Here is a 20,466-nt window from a genome sequence, read left to right as displayed (position 1 = left end):
GGAGAGATCCACCAGCAGCGTTCGAGGCGGGCCGAGCGGGTCGAAGACGGTCACGTCAGGCGATCGCGCACGTGCGCCAGGCAAGCATTGCGATCATCGCCGGCACGAGTAAGCTGATGATCCTGCGTCCCGGCATCACTGCAAATGAATGCATGTACCATGCGCTTCAAAGGTCTCGACCTGAACTTGCTCGCAGCGCTCGACGCGTTGATGACCGAGCGCAGCCTCACGGTTGCGGCACGCAGCCTCAACTTGAGCCAACCGGCGATGAGTGCGGCCGTGGCGCGGCTGCGCGATTACTTCCGCGACGACCTCTTCACCATGCAAGGACGCCAGCTGGTCCCTACACCGCTTGCCGAGGCATTGGCGAGCCCGACTCGCGAGGCGCTGCTGCACATCCAGCTGTCAATCGTTTCTCGCGAGACATTCGATCCCGGCAAGTCCGATCGACGCTTCCGGGTGGTCCTGTCCGACTTCATGCTCCTGGTCTTCTTCAGGAAGATCGTGCAACGCGTGTCGCGGGAAGGACCCGGGATTTCTTTCGAGCTCATTCAGTTCGATCATCCGGCAGACGAGCCTCTTCGCCGCGGCGAGGTGGACTTTCTCATTTTTCCAGACCTGTTTCTTTCGAACGCTCATCCCAAGGCCAAGCTGTTCGATGAGACGCTCGTCTGCGTGGGCTGCCCCTCCAACGCACAATTGTCGCGAAAGCTCACGCTTGAACAATACATGTCAATGGGACACGTCGCAGTCCAGTCCGGACGGATGCGGAAGCCGTCGGTCGAAGAACGGTTCTTGCTGGAGCATGGCCTCAAGAGGCGCATCGAAGTCGTCGTGCCGAGCTTTGGCCTGATACCGGCACTGCTTTTGGGCACCAATCGTATCGCGACCATGCACTCGCGGCTGGCTAGCTACTTCGAGGAACTGTTCGATCTCAAGATCGTCAAGCTCCCGCTTCCGCTTCCATCTCTTGCTGAAGCCGTCCAGTGGCCCACACTCCACAACAGTGACCAGGCCAGCATCTGGTTGCGCGACATCATCTTCGAGGAAGCCCGGCACATGGCGCAGCCGCGTAAAATCACCGCGCGACGTCCGACCAGGCGAAAGTAAGGCCATGACCTGATTGGGATCAACGTCCCGGCGCTCGCGATACCATTTGCGGCGCTGCCGCGGTGGATACCGGTTTCCTGGCCGGCAGCAATAGGCCGATCCACGCGCCGACCAGCGACAACAGCGCCGCCAATGTCATCGCTGCCTCGAAACCGTCGGCGAAATGAGCCGCGCTGTCCATTGCGCCATTCGCCGAGAAAGTGGCAACCAGCGCCGCAATCCCGAACATGCCGCCGAGAAATCGGCCCATGTTGAAGATGCCCGAAGCCTTTGCCATTTCAGCCAATGAAACCGAGCTCAGGATGGCGTTCTGCGCCGCGGGCATCGCCATGGACACCCCAACGCCGGCGATCACCAGCGGAGCAATCAGCGCGGCGTAGGCGACGTCGGGCGAAGCGATGAAGGCAATCCAACCAAGCCCGATCGCCTGCATGATCAGTCCCGTCACAGTGAACAGCGCGATGCCGCCAGCAAACATCCTGCGCCGCCCGAACCGGTCGCCGAGCGCGGCTCCGGACAGCAGCAGCACGGCGAAAGCGAGATTATAGGCGTTAACAGTCCATTGCAGTGTCTCGACCGAGCTCGAGAACTCGATGCGGATACCTGCGAACGCCGTCGTAAGGACCATCGCATCCAGCGCCATCATGAACGAGGCAAGCGAGGTCAGGGCGAGTACCCAGGTCTTCTCCGCGGGGGTGGGAGCGTCTTGCATCTCATCAATCTCCATCTTGGGGCCGGAACGGCGCCGTCGCGGAGAGGACGAAGCAGGAGAGCCCAAGGATGCTGGCTGAAAAAAACTTGTGCGGGCCGCATCCTTTGGACCCAGCCAGACGTCCTATTGATCGAGAAGCCGCAAGTTCGTGCTGCGGTGAGATGAGGAGACAGCGATGAAACGAAACGTGATCCGCTACAGGACCAAGGCCGACATGGCCGACAAGAATGCCGAGCTGGTCGAGGCGGTGTTTGCCGAGCTGAAGGCGGCGCACCCGGAGGGGGTGCGTTACTTGACGTTGCGGCTCGAGGACAACACCTTCATCCACATCGTCGAAACCACGGCCGAGGACGGCTCGTCACCGCTGCCGAAGCTTGCGGCCTTTCAAGCCTTTCAGAACGGTTTGCGCGACCGCTGCGCCGAGCCGCCGGTGCGCAACGGTGCTATTGTCGTCGGCAATTATCGCGTGCTGGCGGAGCCATAGGGCTCGTGGTGGAGACATGATGAACTCGGCTCGGGAAAGCGCGGCCCACGACATTCCGGCGCTCCTGGTGGCTATCCGGCCGCGGCTGCACCGCTATTGCGCACGCATGGTCGGATCCGCCATCGACGGAGAAGACGTACTGCAGGACGCGTTGATCAAGGCCGTGGAGGCGGCCCCTACGGCCGGCCCGATCCGCAATCCGGAGGGCTGGCTGTTCCGGATTGCCCACAATACGGCGCTCGATTTCCTGCGCCGGCGCAACCGGCAAGAGGCACTGCATTCGCTTCAGGAGGTGGACATGATCGTCGACGAGATCGACACGGTCGCCAGCCGCCAGATCGCTGCGGCCAGCCTGCGCACCTTCATGCGCCTGCCGGTTGGCCAACGCGCAAGCGTGATCCTGATGGACGTGCTCGGCTGCTCGCTTCAGGAGATCTGCGATGTGATGGACTCGAGCCTGCCCGCAGTAAAGGCTGCGCTGCATCGCGGCCGCACGCAGTTGCGCGAGCTTGCAGAGGAAGGCGACGATGCGCCGCCTGCGCGCCTGTCGGCAGCCGACCGCGCGCGGCTCGCCAATTATGTCGATCATTTCAATGCAAGGGATTTCGATGCGATCCGCGCCATGATCGCCGAGGACGTCAAGCTCGATCTGGTCAACAAGACGCGAATGACCGGCAAGGCCGAGGTGTCGCGTTACTTCGGCAACTATGCAAAAATCAATGACTGGCATCTCGTACCGGGCCTCGTCGAAGGCCGTCCGGCCGTCCTGGTGCTCGATCCCGCGGCGATCCCCGGTTCAAAGCCCAAATACTTCATCCTGCTCGGATGGGCGTCGGGCAAAGTCGCCAGGATACGGGACTTCAGGCATGCCTCGTACGTTGCCGAAGACGCTGACATCCTGGTCGACCAAGACAAGATCGGGCGTTAGGAGCCCGACCAGCGTTTCGATGCACTGGGTTCAGTCACGGAGCGGGCCATTGGAGTTGCCATCGGTGCCGCGCCCCAAGGCACGCCCCCAAGGCACTGCAGCTACGTCATCCGAACCCAAGCGCCCTTGCTTGTTGCGGACTTCACAGCAGCATCGATGAACTGCACCCCTGCCAGACCATCCTCGACGGTTGGGAAGATCACCTCAGGATCCGGCTTTTGGCCGGCCTGTGCCGCGCGGATGGCGCGCGCTGCTTCGGCATAGATGGTCGCGAAACCTTCGAGGTAGCCTTCAGGGTGACCTGAGGGGATGCGGCTAACGCGGGCGGCGTCGGCCAATGTGCCGGCCCCACCGCGCGTCAGGAGCTGCTTCGGCCGGCCGTACGGCGTGAACCAGAGATGGTTCGGATTCTCCTGCGCCCATTCGAGACCGCCTTTGCTGCCGTAGACGCGCAGCGTGAGCCCGTTCTCATTGCCGGCGGCGACCTGGCTCGCCCACAGCATGCCCTTGGCGCCGCCCTTCCACTTGAGGAGAATCTGGACATCATCGTCGAGCCGCCGCCCCTCGACGAAGGTCGACAATTGCGCGAGCAATTCGTCGAGCGCGAGCCCGGTGACGAAGCAGGCCAGATTGTAGGCATGGGTGCCGATGTCGCCGATGCATCCGCCGGCGCCGGACCGGGCCGGGTCCGTGCGCCATGCCGCCTGCTTCTGGCCGGTGGTTTCCAATGGCTCGGTCAGCCAATCCTGCAGATACTCGGCCTTGACGAGACGGATCTCGCCGAGTTCGCCATTTGCGATCATCGCGCGCGCTTGCCGGACCATGGGATAGCCGGTGTAATTGTGCGTGACGACGAAGATCCTGCCCGTCTTCCTGACCAGCGCCACCAGTTCCTCGGCCTCCGCAACCGTTGTCGTCAGCGGCTTGTCGCAGATGACGTGGATGCCGGCGTCAAGGAAGGCTTTCGCGACCGGGCTGTGCATGTGATTGGGCGTCACGATCGAGACCGCCTCGATGCCATCCGCTCTCGCCGCTTCTGCCCGCGCCATCTCCTCGAACGAGCCATAGGCACGGTCGTCAGCGATGCCGAGCTCCTTTGCGGAGGCTTTGGCTCGAACCGGATCCGACGCGAGCGCGCCGGCGACCAGCTCGAACTGGTCGTCGATGCGCGCGGCAATGCGGTGGACGGCACCGATGAAGGCACCCTGGCCACCGCCGACCATGCCGAGGCGGATCCGACGATGGCCGCCGGTTTCAGTGCTTGCTTCGATAGCCATGTTGCACCCTCTCTTCAGGAGATGCCGAGCATCTTGCGGTTGGCAGCAGCATCAGTGCCGCTGCCTGCGAAATCGTCGAAGGCCTTTTCCGTCACCCGGATGATGTGGTTTCGGATGAACTCGGCGCCCTCGGCCGCGCCTTGCTCGGGATGTTTCAGGGCACACTCCCACTCGAGCACCGCCCAGCTGTCGTAGTCGTATTGCGTGAGCTTGGAGAAGATGGCGCCGAAATCGACCTGGCCGTCGCCAAGCGAGCGGAAGCGGCCGGCACGGTCGACCCAGCTCTGGAATCCGCCATAGACGCCCTGGCGGCCGGTCGGATTGAACTCGGCGTCCTTGACGTGAAACGCCTTGATGCGCTGATGGTAGATGTCGATGTAGTCGAGATAGTCGAGCTGTTGCAGCACGAAGTGCGAGGGATCGTAGAGCAGGTTCGCGCGCGGATGGTTGTTCACCCTCTCCAGGAACATTTCGTAGGAAACACCGTCGTGCAGGTCCTCGCCCGGGTGGATCTCATAGGCGAGATCGACACCGTGCTCCTCGGCATAGTCGAGGATGGGCCGCCAGCGCCTGGCGAGCTCGTCGAAGGCGGTCTCGATCAGGCCGGCGGGACGCTGTGGCCAGGGATAGACATAGGGCCAGGCCAGCGCGCCGGAGAAAGTCGCCTGGGCAGTCAGCCCGAGGCGCCTGGACGCCAAGATGGCGCGCTTGACCTGATCGACGGCCCATTCCGTGCGGGCCTTGGGGTTGCCACGCACCTCCGGCGCGGCGAAGCCGTCGAATGCCGCGTCATAGGCCGGGTGAACGGCGACGAGCTGGCCTTGCAGATGGGTCGAAAGCTCGGTGATGGCAAGGCCGTGGCGAGCCGCAATGCCCTTCACCTCGTCGGCATAGGTCTGAGACTCCGAGGCCTTGTTCAGGTCGAACAGCCGCCCATCCCAACTCGGAATCTGAATCCCCTTGTAGCCCAGGGATGCCGCCCATCCGCACATCGCATCGAGCGAGTTGAACGGCGCCGCGTCGGCAGCGAACTGAGCCAGGAATATCGCAGGCCCTTTGATCATCTTCATCGAATGCCTCCTTCTGCCTTGGACACTGATAGGCCCTGGGGGCTCAGGCGAGCCCAGCCAGCTTCAGGCTCTGCTTCAGATGGGCCATACCCTGCTTGGCATAGGTCAGCGGTTGTGCCTTAAGCGGATCCTGCTCGGCCTCGATCACGATCCAACCGGAATAACCCCTGAGCTCGCGGAAGACAGCGGGGTAATCGACCATGCCATCGCCTGGCACAGTGTAGATGCCGAGCTCGCTGCCCTGCCCCAACACGGCATCAAGGAAGCTCCAATCCTCGCTGCGCGCTTGCTCCATCACTGCAGGACGTACGTCCTTGGCGTGGACGTGGCTGATGCGGGTCCGATATTTTCGGGCCAGCGCAGCCGGATCCGCACCGCCCCACGTGGCGTGGCCGGTGTCGAGCAGGAGATGAGCAGCCTCGCCGGTCGCGCCCATGAAAGCGTCAATATCATCGGCGCTTTCGACGATGGTGCCGATGTGATGATGGAAGACCAGCCTGACGCCCTCGGCGAGCGTACGCTTCGCGACCTCGGTGATGCGGCGGCCGAACTCCGCCCAATCGCCCGCTTTCATGACCGGCCGCTGCGATAGCGGCTTGCCGCGATCGCCATGGATCGCATTCGAGGTCTCGGCAAAGACCAGCACGGTCGATCCCATTGCCTTGAGGAGATCGAGATGCGGTCGCAGATGCCGCATCTCCTCGTCGGCATCGCGTCTCAAGAGCTGCGCCGAATACCAGCCGGAGATGCAGTCCATGGCGAAGGGCGCGAGCGCAGCCTTCAGGGCCTGCGGCTCGCGCGGAAATTTGTGGCCGAGCTCCATGCCTTCGAAACCCGCCTCGCGCGCTTCGGCGAGGCACGTCTCGAGCGGCGTCTCGCCGCCGATCTCCTGGAGATCGTCGTTCGACCAGCCGATAGGGTTCGCTCCGATCCGGATAGGCATGTCGTCCTCGCTCGATCAGTCCTTGCGGCGCGCGAGCGCCTCGACATAATTGCGCCTGGCGGCCTCGACCTCGGCGCGCTCCGAGACCTCCGGCACCGCCACATCCCACCAATGGCCGCCGGCCTCGGTCGCGCGCAAGGGATCGGTGTCGATCACCACGACACTCGTTCGATCGTGGCGCCGCGCCTCGTCGAGCGCTGCTTCCAGCTCGGTGAGCCCTGCGACCTTGCGCGCAATCGCTCCCATCGCGGCGGCGTGGCTTGCGAAGTCGATCTCGGGCAGGGTCTCGTGACGCGCGTCGCGCAGCAGGTTGTTGAAAGACGCGCCGCCGGTCGCGTTCTGGAGCCGGTTGATGCAGCCGAAGCCGCGGTTGTCGAGCACGACGATGATGAGCTTCGCACCTGACATCACTGACGTCGCGATCTCGGAATTCATCATCAAATAGGAGCCGTCGCCGACCATCACGATCACGTCGCGCGTGGGATCGGCGAGCTTGACGCCTAGTCCGCCGGCGATCTCGTAGCCCATGCATGAATAGCCGTATTCCATGTGGTAGCCGCCGGGCGCGCCCGGCTGCCAGAGCTTGTGCAGCTCGCCGGGCAAGCCGCCGGCCGCGCAAAGCACGACATCGCTTGGCCGGCTACGGCGTTGAACCGCGCCGATCACCTGAGCGTCGCTCGGCAAGGCTTCGTTGCCGGCAGCCAGGTAGCGCGCTGCCGTGTCCAGCCAGGCTGTGCGGGCCAGTCTTGCCTGCTTGGTCCAGGTTGTAGGTGCCGTCCAGCCTTGAAGCGCGGCGCCGAGCTCCGCCAATGCGGCCTTGGCATCGGCGACGAGCGGCTGCGCGCGGTGCTTGCCGGCATCAAAGGTTTGCGTATTGAGACCGATGATCCGGCAATCTGGATCGGCGAAGAGCGAGCGTGAGCCCGTGGTGAAATCCTGCAAGCGCGTGCCAATCCCCAGCACGAGATCGGCCTTGCGCGCAGCATCGTTGGCTGCGCCCGTGCCGGTGACGCCGATCGCGCCGAGATTGAGCGGATGGTCGTGAGGCAGCGCGCTCTTACCGGCCTGCGTTTCCGCCGCCGGGATGCCGTGCGCCGTACAGAAGGCGGCGAGAGCGTCTTCCGCCTCACTATAGAGCACGCCTCCGCCGGCGATAACGAGCGGGCGCCTCGCCGCCTTGAGCAGGGCCGCGGCCTGCGCCATTTGCGTCTGGTCGGGACGTGCCCGCCGCTTCTGCCAGACGCGTTCGGCGAAGAACCAGTCGGGATAATCGTAAGCTTCCGTCTGCACGTCCTGGCACAGCGCGAGCGTCACGGGCCCGCATTCGGCCGCATCCGTTAGAACCTGCATCGCGCGCTCGAAGGCGGGCATGATCTGCTCGGGTCTGGTGACGCGATCGAAATAACGCGAGACCGGCCGGAAGCAATCATTTGCGGAGACCGTGCCATCGCCGAAATCTTCGATCTGCTGCAGCACTGGATCAGGGCGGCGCCCGGCAAAGACATCGCCGGGCAGCAGCAACAAGGGCAGGCGATTGACGTGAGCGACGGCCGCAGCCGTCACCATGTTGGTCGCGCCGGGACCGATCGAGCTGGTCACCGCCATCATGCGCCGGCGGCGCGAGGCTTTCGCGAAGGCGATCGCGGCATGTGCCATCGCCTGCTCATTATGCGCGCGCCAGGTCGGCAGACGGTTGCGCGCGGCATACAGCGCCTCGCCGATCCCCGCCACATTGCCATGCCCGAAGATAGCCCAGACACCGGCGAACAGCGGCTGCTCCTGTCCGTCGATCACCGTCTTCTGCGCGGCCATCGCGGTGACGAGCGCCTGTGCCATGGTGAGCCTGATCGTCGCCATCAATTGCTCCCGCTCAACTGCGCCACGACAGGAACACACGCTCCGACCTTGACGAGGCGGCGCAGAGAATGGAATGCTTATTCGAATAGTCAAGCAATGATGATGACAATGCGGTTTGGACTTCTCGGCGCCGGCAGGATCGGGCGCATCCACGGCCTCAATGTTGCGGCGCGTCGCGATGCGCGGCTCGTCGCCGTGGCGGACGCCTCGCGCGAGGCTGCATCCTCGCTGGCGCAGGCGATGGGGGCGAAGGTGGCCGATGCGGATGCGATCCTGGGCGATTCCGGCATCGCCGCCATTCTGATCTGCACGCCGACCGACACGCATGCCGATCTGATCGAAGCCGCCGTCGCGGCCGGCAAGGCGGTGTTCTGCGAGAAGCCGGTCGATCTCGATTCGGGCCGCATTCGCCGCTGCCTCGCCGCGGTCGAGACCTCAGGCAGACCTCTGATGATCGGCTTCAACCGTCGCTTCGATCCGAACTTCGCAAGCCTGGAGCGGCGGCTGCGCAGCGGCGAGGCCGGCGAGATCGAGATCGTCAGCATCATCTCGCGCGATCCCGCTCCCCCGCCCGTCGACTATGTCAAGCGCTCGGGCGGCCTGTTCCGAGACATGATGATCCATGACTTCGACATGGCGCGCTTCCTGCTGGCGGAGGAGCCGGTCGAGGTCTTCGCGCTCGGCGCGGCGCTGGTGGACAAGGCCATTGGCGAGGCCGGTGACGTCGACACGGCTGGCGTGCTCATGAAGACGGCGAGCGGGCGCATCGCGCAGATTTCGAATTCGCGTCGCGCTGCTTACGGCTACGACCAGCGCATCGAGGTGCATGGCTCGAAGGGGATGCTGCGGGCCGGCAACATTCACGAGACGACTCTGGAGATCGCGACCAGCCAGGGCTTCCGTGCCGATCCGGTGCAGAACTTCTTCCTCGAACGCTATGCCGCCGCCTATCGCGCCGAGCTCGCGGCCTTCATCGATGCGTGCACCGGCAAGGCGGCGCCCTCTCCCACCGGTCTGGACGGGCTGCGCGCCCAGATGCTCGCTGACGCCGCCACCGAATCGGCCCGCACCGGCCGCCCGGTCGCGATCGGGGCTGCCTGACCAGCTGGGCCCCGAGACCCACCTGCGATGACTTCATTAGACCGTTTGGACACGAACGAGCGGTGACGGAATTCCTCGCCTTATGCACGTTGGAAATGTGATGCCGTCGCAACTTCGCATTCTCGCGGCGCATGTCGCCCGAGCTTTGCCTGGTCACTCCACCCTCTTGAGCCAAGAGGGCACAGGGAAGATTGCGGCTTTGGTAGATGAGCCTAAACGGCATGGTGGCACCCTCCTGTCGGTCCCGTACGTTTTTGGGATTTTCGGGAAGTTAGCGCTGGGCTTCAGGAGCAGGCTTGGGCGAAGGCGTCGGTGAAGGGCTGGCCTCCGGCTTCACGACGGCGCCGTCACCATGAGGCACGCACGTTCCAACATTGCTCAACAAACGCTTGGCTTGCGCATCGCGGGCTTTGGAATAGTCGCGACGCCGCTCGATGTTCATCGCCGCCCACTTGTCCCAAGCCTCGAAAGCGTCAGCATAGTGCTTGCGCATCTGCTCTTCCGCCGAAAGGCAATCGGCGAACTTGTCAAACAGCAAGTCTGTGTTGACCGGCGTCACGCCGCCGACCAGAACCACCAGCATCCATTTCATCGCGGTTCACCGTACTTCCCGGATGCAAACAGCGAACAAAGCTCGCCGGTTCCCTGGGGCGGGGCATCAACATCACCTCGAAGGCGTCCGCAATAGTCCAGCGCGGGCGCGGAAAGGCGGGCGGCGCTGCAGGGCGGCCTCATCGAAGCAAGGGCTCCGTGCCCAATGCTCGCCTCTCGCCGATGGGTGCGCCCGGCAGGCCGAAACCTTATGGCTTCTGCAACACGGTTGAGAGCGCCGAACCGTCGTTCAAGATCGAAAAGATTTCCCGCGAGGACAGATGCCCTGCGGCCTCCTCGAAAGTCTCGCTGGCATCGATCTTGGCACGTCCGACCGCCAGGTTGGCGTCGACCGTGTCGGGCCTGGTGGGCCGAGGAGGCGGCAGCTGAGCGAGGTGGAAGGCCAGGAGCGCGGGGTCTTGGCGCAGCTCCAGCAACGCGCGGTTGCCCTCTGCGTCCGCCGACGCGCTCAGTTCGTTCGCTCGCCGCAGCACGGGAGGCGGCTCTCGTTCTTCGGGGGTGACGAACAATCTTCCGGAGACGGGCATGGCGGTCAGCGCGCCTATGGGAACGGCGAACAGCAGCCCAACGACGACTGGCGACATCCAAAGCAGCAGGGGCAGCGAAACGGCGTAGGCGCTTGCGGCCATCGCGACGCCGCACAAGGTTGGAATGCCGTACTTCCGATAGAGTTCGCGGCGCTCGACCGTGCCGTCGTCGCGCCTTTGCGTCTGCCAGCCGGCATCGCGGCCGGCCAGAATCTCGACCACGGCGATCGACTGAAAGATCATCATCACCGGCGCCATCAGCGCGGATACGATGATCTCCGCGAGAACTCCGGCCGAAGCACGCAACGCGCCGCCGAACTGGCGCCTCACCGAGCCCCGCATCCAAACGAGGACAAGGCTGAGCAGCTTCGGCAACAGCAGCAGGCCCATCGTGGCGACGAACACCCAGATGGCGAGCACGGGATCCTGGGCGGGCCAAGTCGGAAACAACGAGAAACCCTTCGGAAAATACTCCGGCCGCACGAAGCGGGCCTGCAGCGAGATCAGCATCCCCAGCAAGAGGAACAGCAGCCAGAGCGGTGCCGTCAGATATGCTCCTATCCCCACCATGAAATGCAGGCGCGACACCCAATGGAGACCCCGCGCCGGCACGACAGCCAGATGCTGAAGATTGCCCTGGCACCAGCGTCGGTCGCGCGCTGCGAAATCGAGCAGCGAGGGCGGCACCTCTTCGTAGCTTCCGCCGAGCGTCGGCAGCATGTAGATGCCCCACCCCGCGCGCCGCATCAGCGCAGCCTCGACGAAATCGTGGCTCAGGATGTGCCCGCCGAATGGCTTGCGCCCGCGCAGCTGCGGCAGCGCGGCCGATTCCGCGAACGCCTTCACGCGGATGATCGCGTTGTGGCCCCAGTAATTGCCTTCGGAGCCGTGCCACCAGGCGACGCCGGCGGCGATCAACGGTCCGTACAGGCGGCCGGCGAATTGCTGGACTCGGCTGAACAGGCTTCGCGCGTTGACGACCATGGGGAGCGTCTGGACGAGCCCGGCGCTCGGATTGCTCTCCATGGCATGGACCAGTCGGACGATGGTCTGCCCGCTCATGAGACTGTCGGCATCGAGCACGATCATGAAATCGTACGCGCCGCCGAACCGCGTGATCCACTCGGAGATGTTCCCGGCTTTGCGCGCCGTATTCTCGCCTCGGTGGCGATAGTACAGCCGTGGCGTCCCCACCGCCTGTCGCAGCGCGAGGAGCGCTTTTTCTTCGGCGACCCAGATGTCCGGATCGGTGCTGTCGCTCAGAACGTACCAGTCGAACAGCTTTCCTTGCGAGGTCGTCTCCAGGGATTCGATGATCGCGCGGAGCCGCGCCGTCAATCGGTGCGGGTCTTCGTTGTAGGTGGGAAGCAGCATGGCGGTGCGGCTTGCGATCGCAGGCAGCTCCGCGTCCGGCGCGAAGGCGCCCGGACGATGGGCGAGCAGCACGAAGAAGCCGGCCAGCGCGGAGGCGAACGAGAAGGCGACCCAGGCGAGCAGGACCAGGAAGAGCGCCAGCACCATGGCTTCAAGGACGGTGACGCCGCCGACCTGCAGCACGCGATACATCTCATATCCGCCGGCCGCCGTGAGCGCCGCCGTCGAGACGACGATGAGGCCGCGCCGCCAAGCCATCGCGGGAGCAACCGGCGCAGGAATGCGGTGGGCGACCCGGTTTTTTCCGAGGTCGCCGGGAGCCATCGGAAGGGGGGACTCGCCCGGCAGCAGGCGCTGGGTCGCGATATCGCCGGCCATCGGCCGCGGTGCCGTGCTCAGGGCGCCCATCGGTAGACCCAGATTTCCGACAAGGGCTTGTCGCCTTGGGCCAGGAACGCCCGCAGCTCGATCGGCTCGCTTTTCACCTGGCACTGGAAGCTGAGCCGCCACCCACCTGTGTGGGGATTGGGCTGCGTGACGATGTTCTTCACCTCGGACTTCTCCGCCGTCACCACGCCTTTGACACCGGCAGGATCGATGCCCTTGAGGTTGTCGCCGAGCAGATCGAGCACGAACAGGCGCGCGTCCTCGCCCCTGGCGCCTATCCCGCTTCGCGTGAATCTGGCGAGCGAATGCGGCTTCGGGCTATCCGGCCCCCAATGCAGCCGATAGGTGTAGTTGTGTTCGCCCTTGGCCTGCAGCGGGTTTTTCGGCCGCCAGAAGGCGGCGATGTTGTCGTGGACCTCCTCCTTGGTCGGGATCTCGAACAGCACGACGCCGCCCTCGCCCCAATCCCCGATCGGCTCCATCCAGAGACTTGGGCGTTTTTCGAAGCTGGATTCGATGTCCTGGTAGGCGAAGAAGTTTCTCTCCCGCTGCATCAGCCCGAAGCCACGCGGATTGAGATCCTGGAAGGTGCTGATCTGGAGATCGCGGGGATTGCTGAGCGGCCGCCACAGGCTCTCGCCCTTCCCATTGAATATCCCAAGGCCATCGGAATCGTGGACTGAGGGGCGGAAATCGTCGATGTCGTTGCGGTCGTTCGGACCGTAAAAGAACATGCTGGTCATGGGCGCGAGACCGGCCCGCGGCATCTCGACGCGCGGGTAGACCGACATTTCGACGTCGAAGACCGTCGTCTCCCCGGGCCGCACCGTGAACCGATAGCTCGCCGCGCAGCTCTTGCTGTCGAGCAGGGCATGGATCACCAGCGAGGTCGCACCCGGCGCCGGCCGCTCGAGCCAGAACGTCTTGAAGAGCGGAAATTCCTCGCCCTTGGCTTCGCCCGTATCGATCGAGAGCCCCCGGGCGGAAAGTCCGTAGGTCTGCCCCTTGGCCACGGCGCGGAAGTAGCTCGCCCCCAGGAAAACGCAGACCTCGTCGTAATAGTCGGGACGGTTCATCGGAGCATGGATGCGGAAGCCTGCGAACCCGAGATCGCCGTCCTCGAACGCCGGGACCTTCTCGCCGAAGGAGAAGTCCGCCTTGCGGTACTTGAGCTCGGACGCCTTTCCGTCCGCGACCTCGAAGATGTTCACCCTGTTCTTGTAGAAGAAGCCGCGGTGGAAGAACTGCGCCTCGAACGGAAGATTCTTGCCGCGCCAGAGCGCCCGCTCCGGCAAAAAGCGGATCGAACGATACTGATCGTAGTCCAGGTCCTTCAATCCACCCGGCAGCTTTTCGTCCGGCGCCTCGTACGGCTTGCTCGCCAACCTCCGCGCCAGGTCCCTCACGGTGGACGGCCCGAACATGTCATCCGAAGGGGCGGCCAGACTGCGTCGGGAAGCAAGCAGCAGCGCCGGCAGCGCTGCCGACCCTTGAACAAGCTGGCGTCGGTTCACGTACTCTCCTACTCGCTTGCAATTGCCGCGGCCAAGCAACGGCCGACGCGCCCACGAGTTCCAACCGAGCCCCGTCGACGAAGCCGGAAACTTACAGACGAGACGAACCTAGCAGCGCCGTTCGTCGGCGCGCGGCCGCGAGCTCACCGGGGACTACCCTCCCTGCCCGCCCGCGACAGCCAAAGCCTTGCGTCTCATTTCCCGGCAACGAAGTAAAAATCCTGCCGGCCCGAGACCGATCCGTAGCTGAACGGCTTTTGTGCACGATTGGTCGCCTCCATGACGTCATCACGCACGACGTCGAACAGCCGGCGCACCTCGAGACCGGGCTTGCTCATATTGTTGACGAACGCCGTGGCGAACGGGCTGTTCCTGCCCACTCCGTCGAGCGCCATCTCTCCGTCCTTGGCGGCATACACCACCAGCGTGCCCGCCTCGGGCTCGATCGCCGCAAGGCCGCGCGACACCGAACGCGACGCCAGCGTCATGGTGCGCTTCATCTGGTTGGCGAACGGATTGTCGCGGCAGGCATCGAGAATGATGAGGCGCAGCCGCTTGGCGCGTTCCGCCGCGTTCAACACCTGGTCCAGCGCCACGGCTTCGAAGCTGACGTCGCGGTCGGAGGCGATCTTCGCGTCGATCGGGATCAGATAGTTGACGCCGCCGACCTCCATGCCGTGACCGGCGTAATATACCATCGCCCAGTCGGCGATTTCCGCCTGCCTTGCAAAGTCGCGCAGCGCCGCGGTCAACGCATCCTTGCGCAGATCGGTCAGCAGCGTGACGGAATCGAATCCGGTGAGCTTGAGCGTTTCGGCGACGAGCGCCGCATCGCGCGCCGGATTGGCGAGCGCTGCGACATTCTCATAAGCGGAGTTTCCGACCACGAGCGCGATGCGCCTGTCATTTCTACTTGACGGTCCCGGCAGCGCGATGACCGACGTGGTGGTGGCGGGAACGGTCTTGATGGACGTATCGTCCAGCGCGGCGAGGCGTTCGCGCGCCTTGTCCATCGCCCATTTCGCGCTGTCGTACTTCTGCGGGGCAGCCAGAGCTGCGTTGAAGTCGGCGCGGGCCTTTGCGACCTCGCCCAGCTTCTCGAACACCATTCCGCGGTTTACCAGCGCACTCTGATGTTGCGGATCATTGCGCAGCGACTCGTTGAAATCGGCGAGGGCTTGATCGTACCTGCCCTGAAGGAGATAGATGTCGCCACGGTTGTTGTAGGCCAGCGTTGTCCTCGGCAAAAGCCGGATCGCCTCGCTGAAATCGGCCACGGCACGCTCGGACTGGCCGGTGTGCTGATAGGACAGTCCGCGATTGTTGAACGCATAACCGTAGGTCGGGTCAATGCGAATGACCTCGGAGTATTCGGCGATCGCCCGGGTGTGATCGCCCTTGCCGGCATAGAGCCGCCCTCGATTGAAGTAGGCGAACTTGAACATCGGATTGATGCGGATCGCTGCATTGTAATCCGAAAGCGCGCGCTCGGAATCACCTGCAGCGGCATAGGCCATGCCGCGGTCGTTCAAGGCGTTCAGATTGTATGCATCGAGCCGGATCGAGGCGGTCAGGTCGGCGATGGCCCGATCCACCTCGTTCCGGCGAAGCAGGGCGGCGCCGCGATGCTGCCAGGCAAGCGCGTATTTCGGATCGATGCGGATGGCCTCGCTGAAATCGGAGATTGCGCGATCGTAGTCGCCCTTGTCGCCATATTCGGCACCGCGATTGTCGAACGCCAAGGCGTCGCGCCCGCCGCTCTTTGCGATCAGCCGCGAACACGCGGCGATGCGGTCTTCATGGCCGCGCTGCGCGCAGATTGTCCGGTCGTCTGCGGCCGCAAGATCAGCGGCTGCCAGAAAAGTGAAAAAAAAGAAACTGAAAACCAGTGCAATCCGATTCCGCATGGTCGCCACCCTGCTTCAGAGCCGGCAGTATAGACGGGGAAGGCGGCCATGCCTGTGATGGTGATCACAGAACCGGTCGCTTGCTTCCCGAGTGCGGCCTGCCACCACGCGCTTTTCATCGCAGACACGCCTTCGCAGCCTCGCGGCTGATTTCGCCCGAGCTTTGCCAGATGTTTCGTCCCTCTGAAAGTCAAGAGGGCACAGGGAAGGCCGGGTGCCGACATCGCACCCGCGGTCTGCTGCGCAAAATGCACACGCAGAAAACCGCACAGCAGCATACAGGTGGTGCCGATCACTCGGCCTTCCCTGCGCGATGGTCGGACGGCTTATGCCGCGCTCTCCCGGGAGCCGAATTCCTTCTGGCCTCCCTCGCGCCACGGAATACACCGGCACCCGCGCCGGTTGACGCGACTGCCGCATCCGCAAGAGCTTGACCGTAGCAACGACGGCCAGGACCACACGGTTTTGCCGTACGCACGGCCCGCCAATTCGCCCGCAGTATTCCCCGCTCCGTCGACGAAGCCGGAAACTTACAGACGAGACGAGACCTAGCAGCGCCGTTCGTCCGCGCGCGGCCGCGAGCTCACCGGGGACTACCCTCCCTGCCCGCTACCATCGCGCCCGACGCTGCCGCGTCCACCGCAAGCCCGGCTCGCGATCAAGACGACGACGCGATCGCCCCTCAAGATGAGCCGGGATGGACGACACATACGATATTTCCGAAATTCGGTAAAGTGGAATATTTTTGCGGGGAGGGGTTGACGGGGTGCGAAACAGGACTGACAGCTCACGGCGAAAGCCGAAGCGGGGGCCCCTACCCGTCATTGACACTCAATTCAATGCACCCATAAATTGCAGAACGAGACAATTGATTTGCATACGAGCCGGAGAGGCCGAGATGCATCGCAAGCAGATGCGCGCTTTGTTGAGAAGTCATCGATCGCAGCCATCGGCAACTCAGGCAAATCGATGGTCGGCAGCCGTACTAGCCAGCATAGTGACCTTTCTAATTACTGTGTTCGGCTTCGGCATTTCGGCATTTGGATTTTGGGCGAAGCTTCGTCAGACCGACGACCTGAGGGTCCTCATCACATCCTCCGCCCCCCTCATAACAACGGAAACCGACCGGGTTGGATTTACGCAGCCGATCAGCCTGACCTACATCAATTCAGGAAATCGGCAGGCTCGCATCAGCAACCTTGGGCTGGTCGCGCTCAAGTACAATGACACCAGGACACCGGCAGACGAGAGTTGCGACGCGGGCGAACCAGACACAAAAATTTATCCGCGGTTCGATTTTTCATCGATTGTAATAAAGCCAGGAGAAATTACGGACATTCGCGACCTCAAATATACCTTTGGGCTCCTGAGTAAACCACTCGGAGAACAGGGAATTGTATTCCCGAACATCCTTCGGCTCACGGCGAACGACTCCTTGCTGGTCTGCCTGCAGCAAAGAGTCGTCACTCCTGATAGCTATGTGGTGTCGTTGAGCAAGGCACTCTGGTTGCTGCGATCCCGCGACGGAGATTTCAAATTTCTGTTCGATCAGGGGAAGCCAATCGTGGTGAAGAAAACGATCACATACTTTGATTAGATCGTAGGATGGGTAGAGCGCAGCGAAACCCATCGAGATGTTTGCCAGGGGGAGACATGATGGGTTTCGCTGCGCTCTACCCATCCTACGGTCCGTCAGCCTGCGCAAGCTCGCTCGATTTCAGTCACGTAGGATATCCAGTCGAACGCGAAGGGCCCGACCTTCGACAGCTTGGTTTCGCTGTCATCTCCATTCTCGTACGCAAAGTCGGACCAACGCACGATACCGTCGCTCCGCGATACGATCGCGGTGATGGCTCCGCACGCGAGGTCTCCACATTCCGGACAGACAAACAGAGCCACGCGCTCATTGCCGCCGATCGGCACGGCCGACGTTAGAAGTCGCGCAAGTCTGTCGTTGATCCGAAGGGCAAGCTCCGGCTCTCGTTGAGGAACCGAAAGACAACCAGACAAATCGAAGCTGGCGGCGCCGGTGGCGGCAAAGAGAGATTGCCCGCTAACGACGAAATCGAACGTATACCGCTCCGTCTTCGCGGGGCTTCCGCAACCGCTCCGATGAAGCACTACAAGCTCAAGCAGGTCGGACATTCTCCATCACCCTGGGCCTGGTTGCGTATCAATGCCGCACGAGCGGCGCCGACGCCCAGCAGCCGAACATCAGAGCGATGCGAGCAGCATAGGGCAGCCCGTTAGCAGCGGGTCAAATGCACTCGAAATCCTGGCAAAAATGTCAGCTGCTTAGCTGGATTTGGTAGCGGGGGAGCGCTACCGCCTACCCCCACACCGACCAAACCTACGATATCTTATCCAACCGCCCGCGTAAGACTTTTGCGGAGAGCTCGCACCGCGGGCGTCGACGCCTCAAACTGCGTCGTCACTCCGGCTCAGACCGGATGATCCGCGAATGATGGCTGAATGGGCCTGCCGCCGAATACCCGATGTCGTGGTGTCGCCTTCACACGACGCGGACGAAGTTCCGCCAACGGTGCGAGGACACCCCCAAGCCGGCTGTGCGAGGATCTCCGCCTGCACGTTGCGTGGCATTCATAAATGACGACGACGCTTGAAAGGCCTGTAATGTACGCCAAAACGATCGAGCGGGCCCGTTTTCCCGCGACTAAGGCGCGCCCTCGTGCGCGAAACGTCTCAAAAAATGAGCCATTGACCTCGCCTGGATGCCAAGACGATCGAGCAGAAATACCGCAGATGAAGGACCTTCTACGCTGATTATCATCATGGCCACCGTGCTAACGTAGCCCTGCTACTTGCTTGGGGCCAACATTGTCATCGCAGGAAATTTCTCCCCAGTCGACTGCTGCAGCCGATCGGGATCTAATCTTCCTAGTGATCGAGCGTCATCGCGAGCTGTTGGCACATTACGATGCGGCCCTGTCCGTATCGGCGAAGCTCGATTCGGGACCCGAGTTTGATGCCGCCGACGAAATCAGCTGTCAAAGGAACCATGCTCTCGCGGAGCAAGGGAACGTGCTCATCCGTTCAACCCCAACCACGATCGCAGACGTGATTGCTCTGACGCGTTACGTCGGCAGCCTACAAGAATGGGACCTTCCGACGATGATGCGTGGTATCGGACTTTCTTGGAAGGGCTGGCAGACGCGATCGATGGAATCGCCATGGCGCAGCGGCTTGGGCAAGATGGCGATTAAAATGGCGCTCGCTTTCATCTTCCGCGGCATACTTTTCTGGGTGGCAATCGCTGCGCTTCTCTATTTCGTGTGGAAGTTGCCTTTCTGAAGTCTGACGATTGGGGGCTCACCCGAGCCAGTGTCGAGGCAATGAGGAGGGGCCGCTCTTGAACCGGGGTACTCGCCGGATCCCTGGAAGATGGATGCGATTTCAGTTTCGTGGCCTTGCCCGAAGCTGATCCGTCTTAGAATCGTCGACCACGACGCCTTTGCCAGCGCTGCGCGGCAGGCGCGCCTGCTCCACTGCTGCAGAAGGGGCATCGCTTGAGGAAGATCAAGAGAACTGCGCCCAAGTGAGGCAGCAATGTGCCAAGGGGGCCCCGTGCCCATAGCCTAACGAATAGCTGCACCGTGGATGCTTCCGGGCATTATGGAACAAACGACCGCAGGAGCCGCTGTGGACCAGCCCTACCGCCGATGCCACGACGTTCCGCACCATGGCAGCGGCTCGGTCTATTGTCCAGTAGACAAAGACGCCGGGCAAGCCGCCGGCGAAGTGAACTTAGCAACCCGCAATCGCGCATTGCCTAATCGGACCGCTCTGGCGATCTTTACTGGCGCAGAGGCTTGCGAGACGCCATCCTGGTCTCCCAGCAAGCCGCAAGCCGAACATATGGTGCGGACATGGAATTTACATCGCGGTCCACGCCCATGGGCCGATTGAATTCTTCGAGAATCTCAATCGCCCGCTTCAGATCGTGACGCGTGACCAATCCCCATGAGACATGACGTGCGACGCCGTGGGCGGTCAGCGATGCTCCCGCGGATATCATCGCGATCACCATGATGGGAGGCAAGCGCAAGATGAGTCACCGCCCGTGCCTGATCGCATTGGTTTCTCCACCGGCCTAGCGGCGAGCAAACTGACACAGGACCAAGAAAAACACAGCTTTTATCCTACTTCAGGACCGAGACGATAATGTGCATAACTGCCGCCAAGAGCGCCGCTCGAAAGAGAGCGATCTTACATCTGCAACTCTCCCGGGCTCCAGCGGCATTACAGGAGATTACCTCGGGTCGTCAATTAACTCGCGAATTCGCCAATGGAACAGTCAGCTTGAGCTTACTAAAGTATGTGGAGAGTTGTCGGTATTCCGACAGAGCCCAAATCCCGTGTCAGGTCGAGTACAGCGGGTAGTAACCGAACTCTCGAAAGGCCCATTCGGCGTTATGGCTTGCCCACCGCCGCCTGGTATGGCCATTGCCTAAAACGATCTATCAAGAAACAGAGCCACAAAGCAGCAAATGGTCACGCTTTCCACCCGCATTTCATCCTTGAGGAACGGTCAGCTGATTCACATCGCGGACATATCCGCTATGACCATCGGAGACATGTAGACCAGCAAATACTCTCGAACAGGTTGATATGGCACGATGACGGTCGATGGCTCGCGGCAAAT

Annotated in this window: 17 protein-coding genes; 6 read left to right on the top strand and 11 right to left on the bottom strand. The window is 62.7% G+C overall.

Annotation, left to right across the window (positions count from 1 at the left end):
• The first annotated feature begins 159 nt into the window (after positions 1 to 159).
• Entirely contained in the window at positions 160 to 1,110 is a 951-nt protein-coding gene (locus XI05_RS05105; protein ID WP_271499317.1) for a LysR family transcriptional regulator, read from the top strand.
• A gap of 19 nt (positions 1,111 to 1,129) precedes the next feature.
• Here XI05_RS05105 and XI05_RS05100 read toward each other — a convergent pair whose 3' ends face one another.
• Entirely contained in the window at positions 1,130 to 1,753 is a 624-nt protein-coding gene (locus tag XI05_RS05100; protein WP_271499314.1) for an MFS transporter, read from the bottom strand.
• 244 nt (positions 1,754 to 1,997) lie between these two features.
• Here XI05_RS05100 and XI05_RS05095 point away from each other — a divergent pair, with 244 nt between their 5' ends.
• Together XI05_RS05095 and XI05_RS05090 are read left to right on the top strand one after the other, a co-directional pair.
• Positions 1,998 to 2,306 (top strand): hypothetical protein, encoded by a 309-nt coding sequence (locus XI05_RS05095; protein ID WP_271499311.1) that lies wholly within the window; start codon positions 1,998 to 2,000, stop codon positions 2,304 to 2,306.
• Positions 2,307 to 2,322: 16 nt separating this feature from the next.
• On the top strand, positions 2,323 to 3,234 hold the full coding sequence (locus XI05_RS05090) for a sigma-70 family RNA polymerase sigma factor (protein WP_442869231.1): 912 nt from the start codon (positions 2,323 to 2,325) through the stop codon (positions 3,232 to 3,234).
• A gap of 101 nt (positions 3,235 to 3,335) precedes the next feature.
• Here the strand turns inward: XI05_RS05090 and XI05_RS05085 are convergent, their stop codons facing one another.
• The 4 genes from XI05_RS05085 to iolD are packed head-to-tail and all read right to left on the bottom strand — an operon-like array spanning position 3,336 to position 8,381.
• Complete coding sequence (locus tag XI05_RS05085; RefSeq protein ID WP_271499306.1) at positions 3,336 to 4,511, bottom strand: Gfo/Idh/MocA family protein; 1,176 nt, start codon at positions 4,509 to 4,511, stop codon at positions 3,336 to 3,338.
• A gap of 14 nt (positions 4,512 to 4,525) precedes the next feature.
• Positions 4,526 to 5,581, bottom strand: a complete 1,056-nt coding sequence (locus tag XI05_RS05080; protein WP_271499302.1) for a sugar phosphate isomerase/epimerase family protein — start codon at positions 5,579 to 5,581, stop codon at positions 4,526 to 4,528.
• 43 nt (positions 5,582 to 5,624) lie between these two features.
• Positions 5,625 to 6,524, bottom strand: coding sequence for a myo-inosose-2 dehydratase (gene iolE, locus XI05_RS05075; RefSeq protein WP_271499299.1), 900 nt, complete (start codon positions 6,522 to 6,524; stop codon positions 5,625 to 5,627).
• Between the two features lie 15 nt (positions 6,525 to 6,539).
• Entirely contained in the window at positions 6,540 to 8,381 is a 1,842-nt protein-coding gene (iolD, locus tag XI05_RS05070; RefSeq protein WP_271499297.1) for a 3D-(3,5/4)-trihydroxycyclohexane-1,2-dione acylhydrolase (decyclizing), read from the bottom strand.
• Between the two features lie 108 nt (positions 8,382 to 8,489).
• On the opposite strand from iolD, the gene iolG reads away from it, so the two are divergent.
• Positions 8,490 to 9,482, top strand: coding sequence for an inositol 2-dehydrogenase (gene iolG, locus XI05_RS05065; protein ID WP_271499294.1), 993 nt, complete (start codon positions 8,490 to 8,492; stop codon positions 9,480 to 9,482).
• Between the two features lie 271 nt (positions 9,483 to 9,753).
• Here the strand turns inward: iolG and XI05_RS05060 are convergent, their stop codons facing one another.
• The 5 genes from XI05_RS05060 to XI05_RS05040 form a co-directional block, all read right to left on the bottom strand.
• On the bottom strand, positions 9,754 to 10,074 hold the full coding sequence (locus tag XI05_RS05060; RefSeq protein ID WP_271499291.1) for a hypothetical protein: 321 nt from the start codon (positions 10,072 to 10,074) through the stop codon (positions 9,754 to 9,756).
• A 208-nt stretch (positions 10,075 to 10,282) separates the two neighbouring features.
• Positions 10,283 to 12,403 (bottom strand): glucans biosynthesis glucosyltransferase MdoH, encoded by a 2,121-nt coding sequence (mdoH, locus tag XI05_RS05055; protein WP_271499288.1) that lies wholly within the window; start codon positions 12,401 to 12,403, stop codon positions 10,283 to 10,285.
• On the bottom strand, positions 12,391 to 13,896 hold the full coding sequence (locus tag XI05_RS05050) for a glucan biosynthesis protein G (RefSeq protein ID WP_271499286.1): 1,506 nt from the start codon (positions 13,894 to 13,896) through the stop codon (positions 12,391 to 12,393). Before XI05_RS05050 ends, mdoH begins: the two co-directional genes overlap by 13 nt.
• A 194-nt stretch (positions 13,897 to 14,090) precedes the next feature.
• Positions 14,091 to 15,638, bottom strand: a complete 1,548-nt coding sequence (locus tag XI05_RS05045) for a tetratricopeptide repeat protein (protein ID WP_271499284.1) — start codon at positions 15,636 to 15,638, stop codon at positions 14,091 to 14,093.
• Positions 15,639 to 15,664: 26 nt separating this feature from the next.
• On the bottom strand, positions 15,665 to 16,099 hold the full coding sequence (locus tag XI05_RS05040; RefSeq protein ID WP_271499282.1) for a hypothetical protein: 435 nt from the start codon (positions 16,097 to 16,099) through the stop codon (positions 15,665 to 15,667).
• A gap of 602 nt (positions 16,100 to 16,701) precedes the next feature.
• Between XI05_RS05040 and XI05_RS05035 the strand changes: the two genes are divergently transcribed.
• On the top strand, positions 16,702 to 17,400 hold the full coding sequence (locus XI05_RS05035) for a hypothetical protein (protein WP_271499279.1): 699 nt from the start codon (positions 16,702 to 16,704) through the stop codon (positions 17,398 to 17,400).
• A gap of 95 nt (positions 17,401 to 17,495) precedes the next feature.
• Here XI05_RS05035 and XI05_RS05030 read toward each other — a convergent pair whose 3' ends face one another.
• Positions 17,496 to 17,948: a hypothetical protein gene (locus XI05_RS05030; protein WP_271499278.1), complete on the bottom strand. Its 453-nt coding sequence runs from the start codon at positions 17,946 to 17,948 to the stop codon at positions 17,496 to 17,498.
• Positions 17,949 to 18,641: 693 nt separating this feature from the next.
• Between XI05_RS05030 and XI05_RS05025 the strand changes: the two genes are divergently transcribed.
• Positions 18,642 to 19,115 carry a hypothetical protein gene (locus tag XI05_RS05025; protein WP_271499276.1) on the top strand — a complete coding sequence of 158 codons (474 nt, stop codon included), beginning with the start codon at positions 18,642 to 18,644 and terminating at the stop codon, positions 19,113 to 19,115.
• Positions 19,116 to 20,466: the final 1,351 nt, after the last annotated feature.

Source organism: Bradyrhizobium sp. CCBAU 11357, assembly GCF_028128865.1.
Classification (GTDB): Bacteria; Pseudomonadota; Alphaproteobacteria; order Rhizobiales; family Xanthobacteraceae; genus Bradyrhizobium.
The sequence above is the reverse complement of the archived record's forward strand: the minus strand, read 5'-3'. Positions and strand labels throughout refer to the sequence as shown.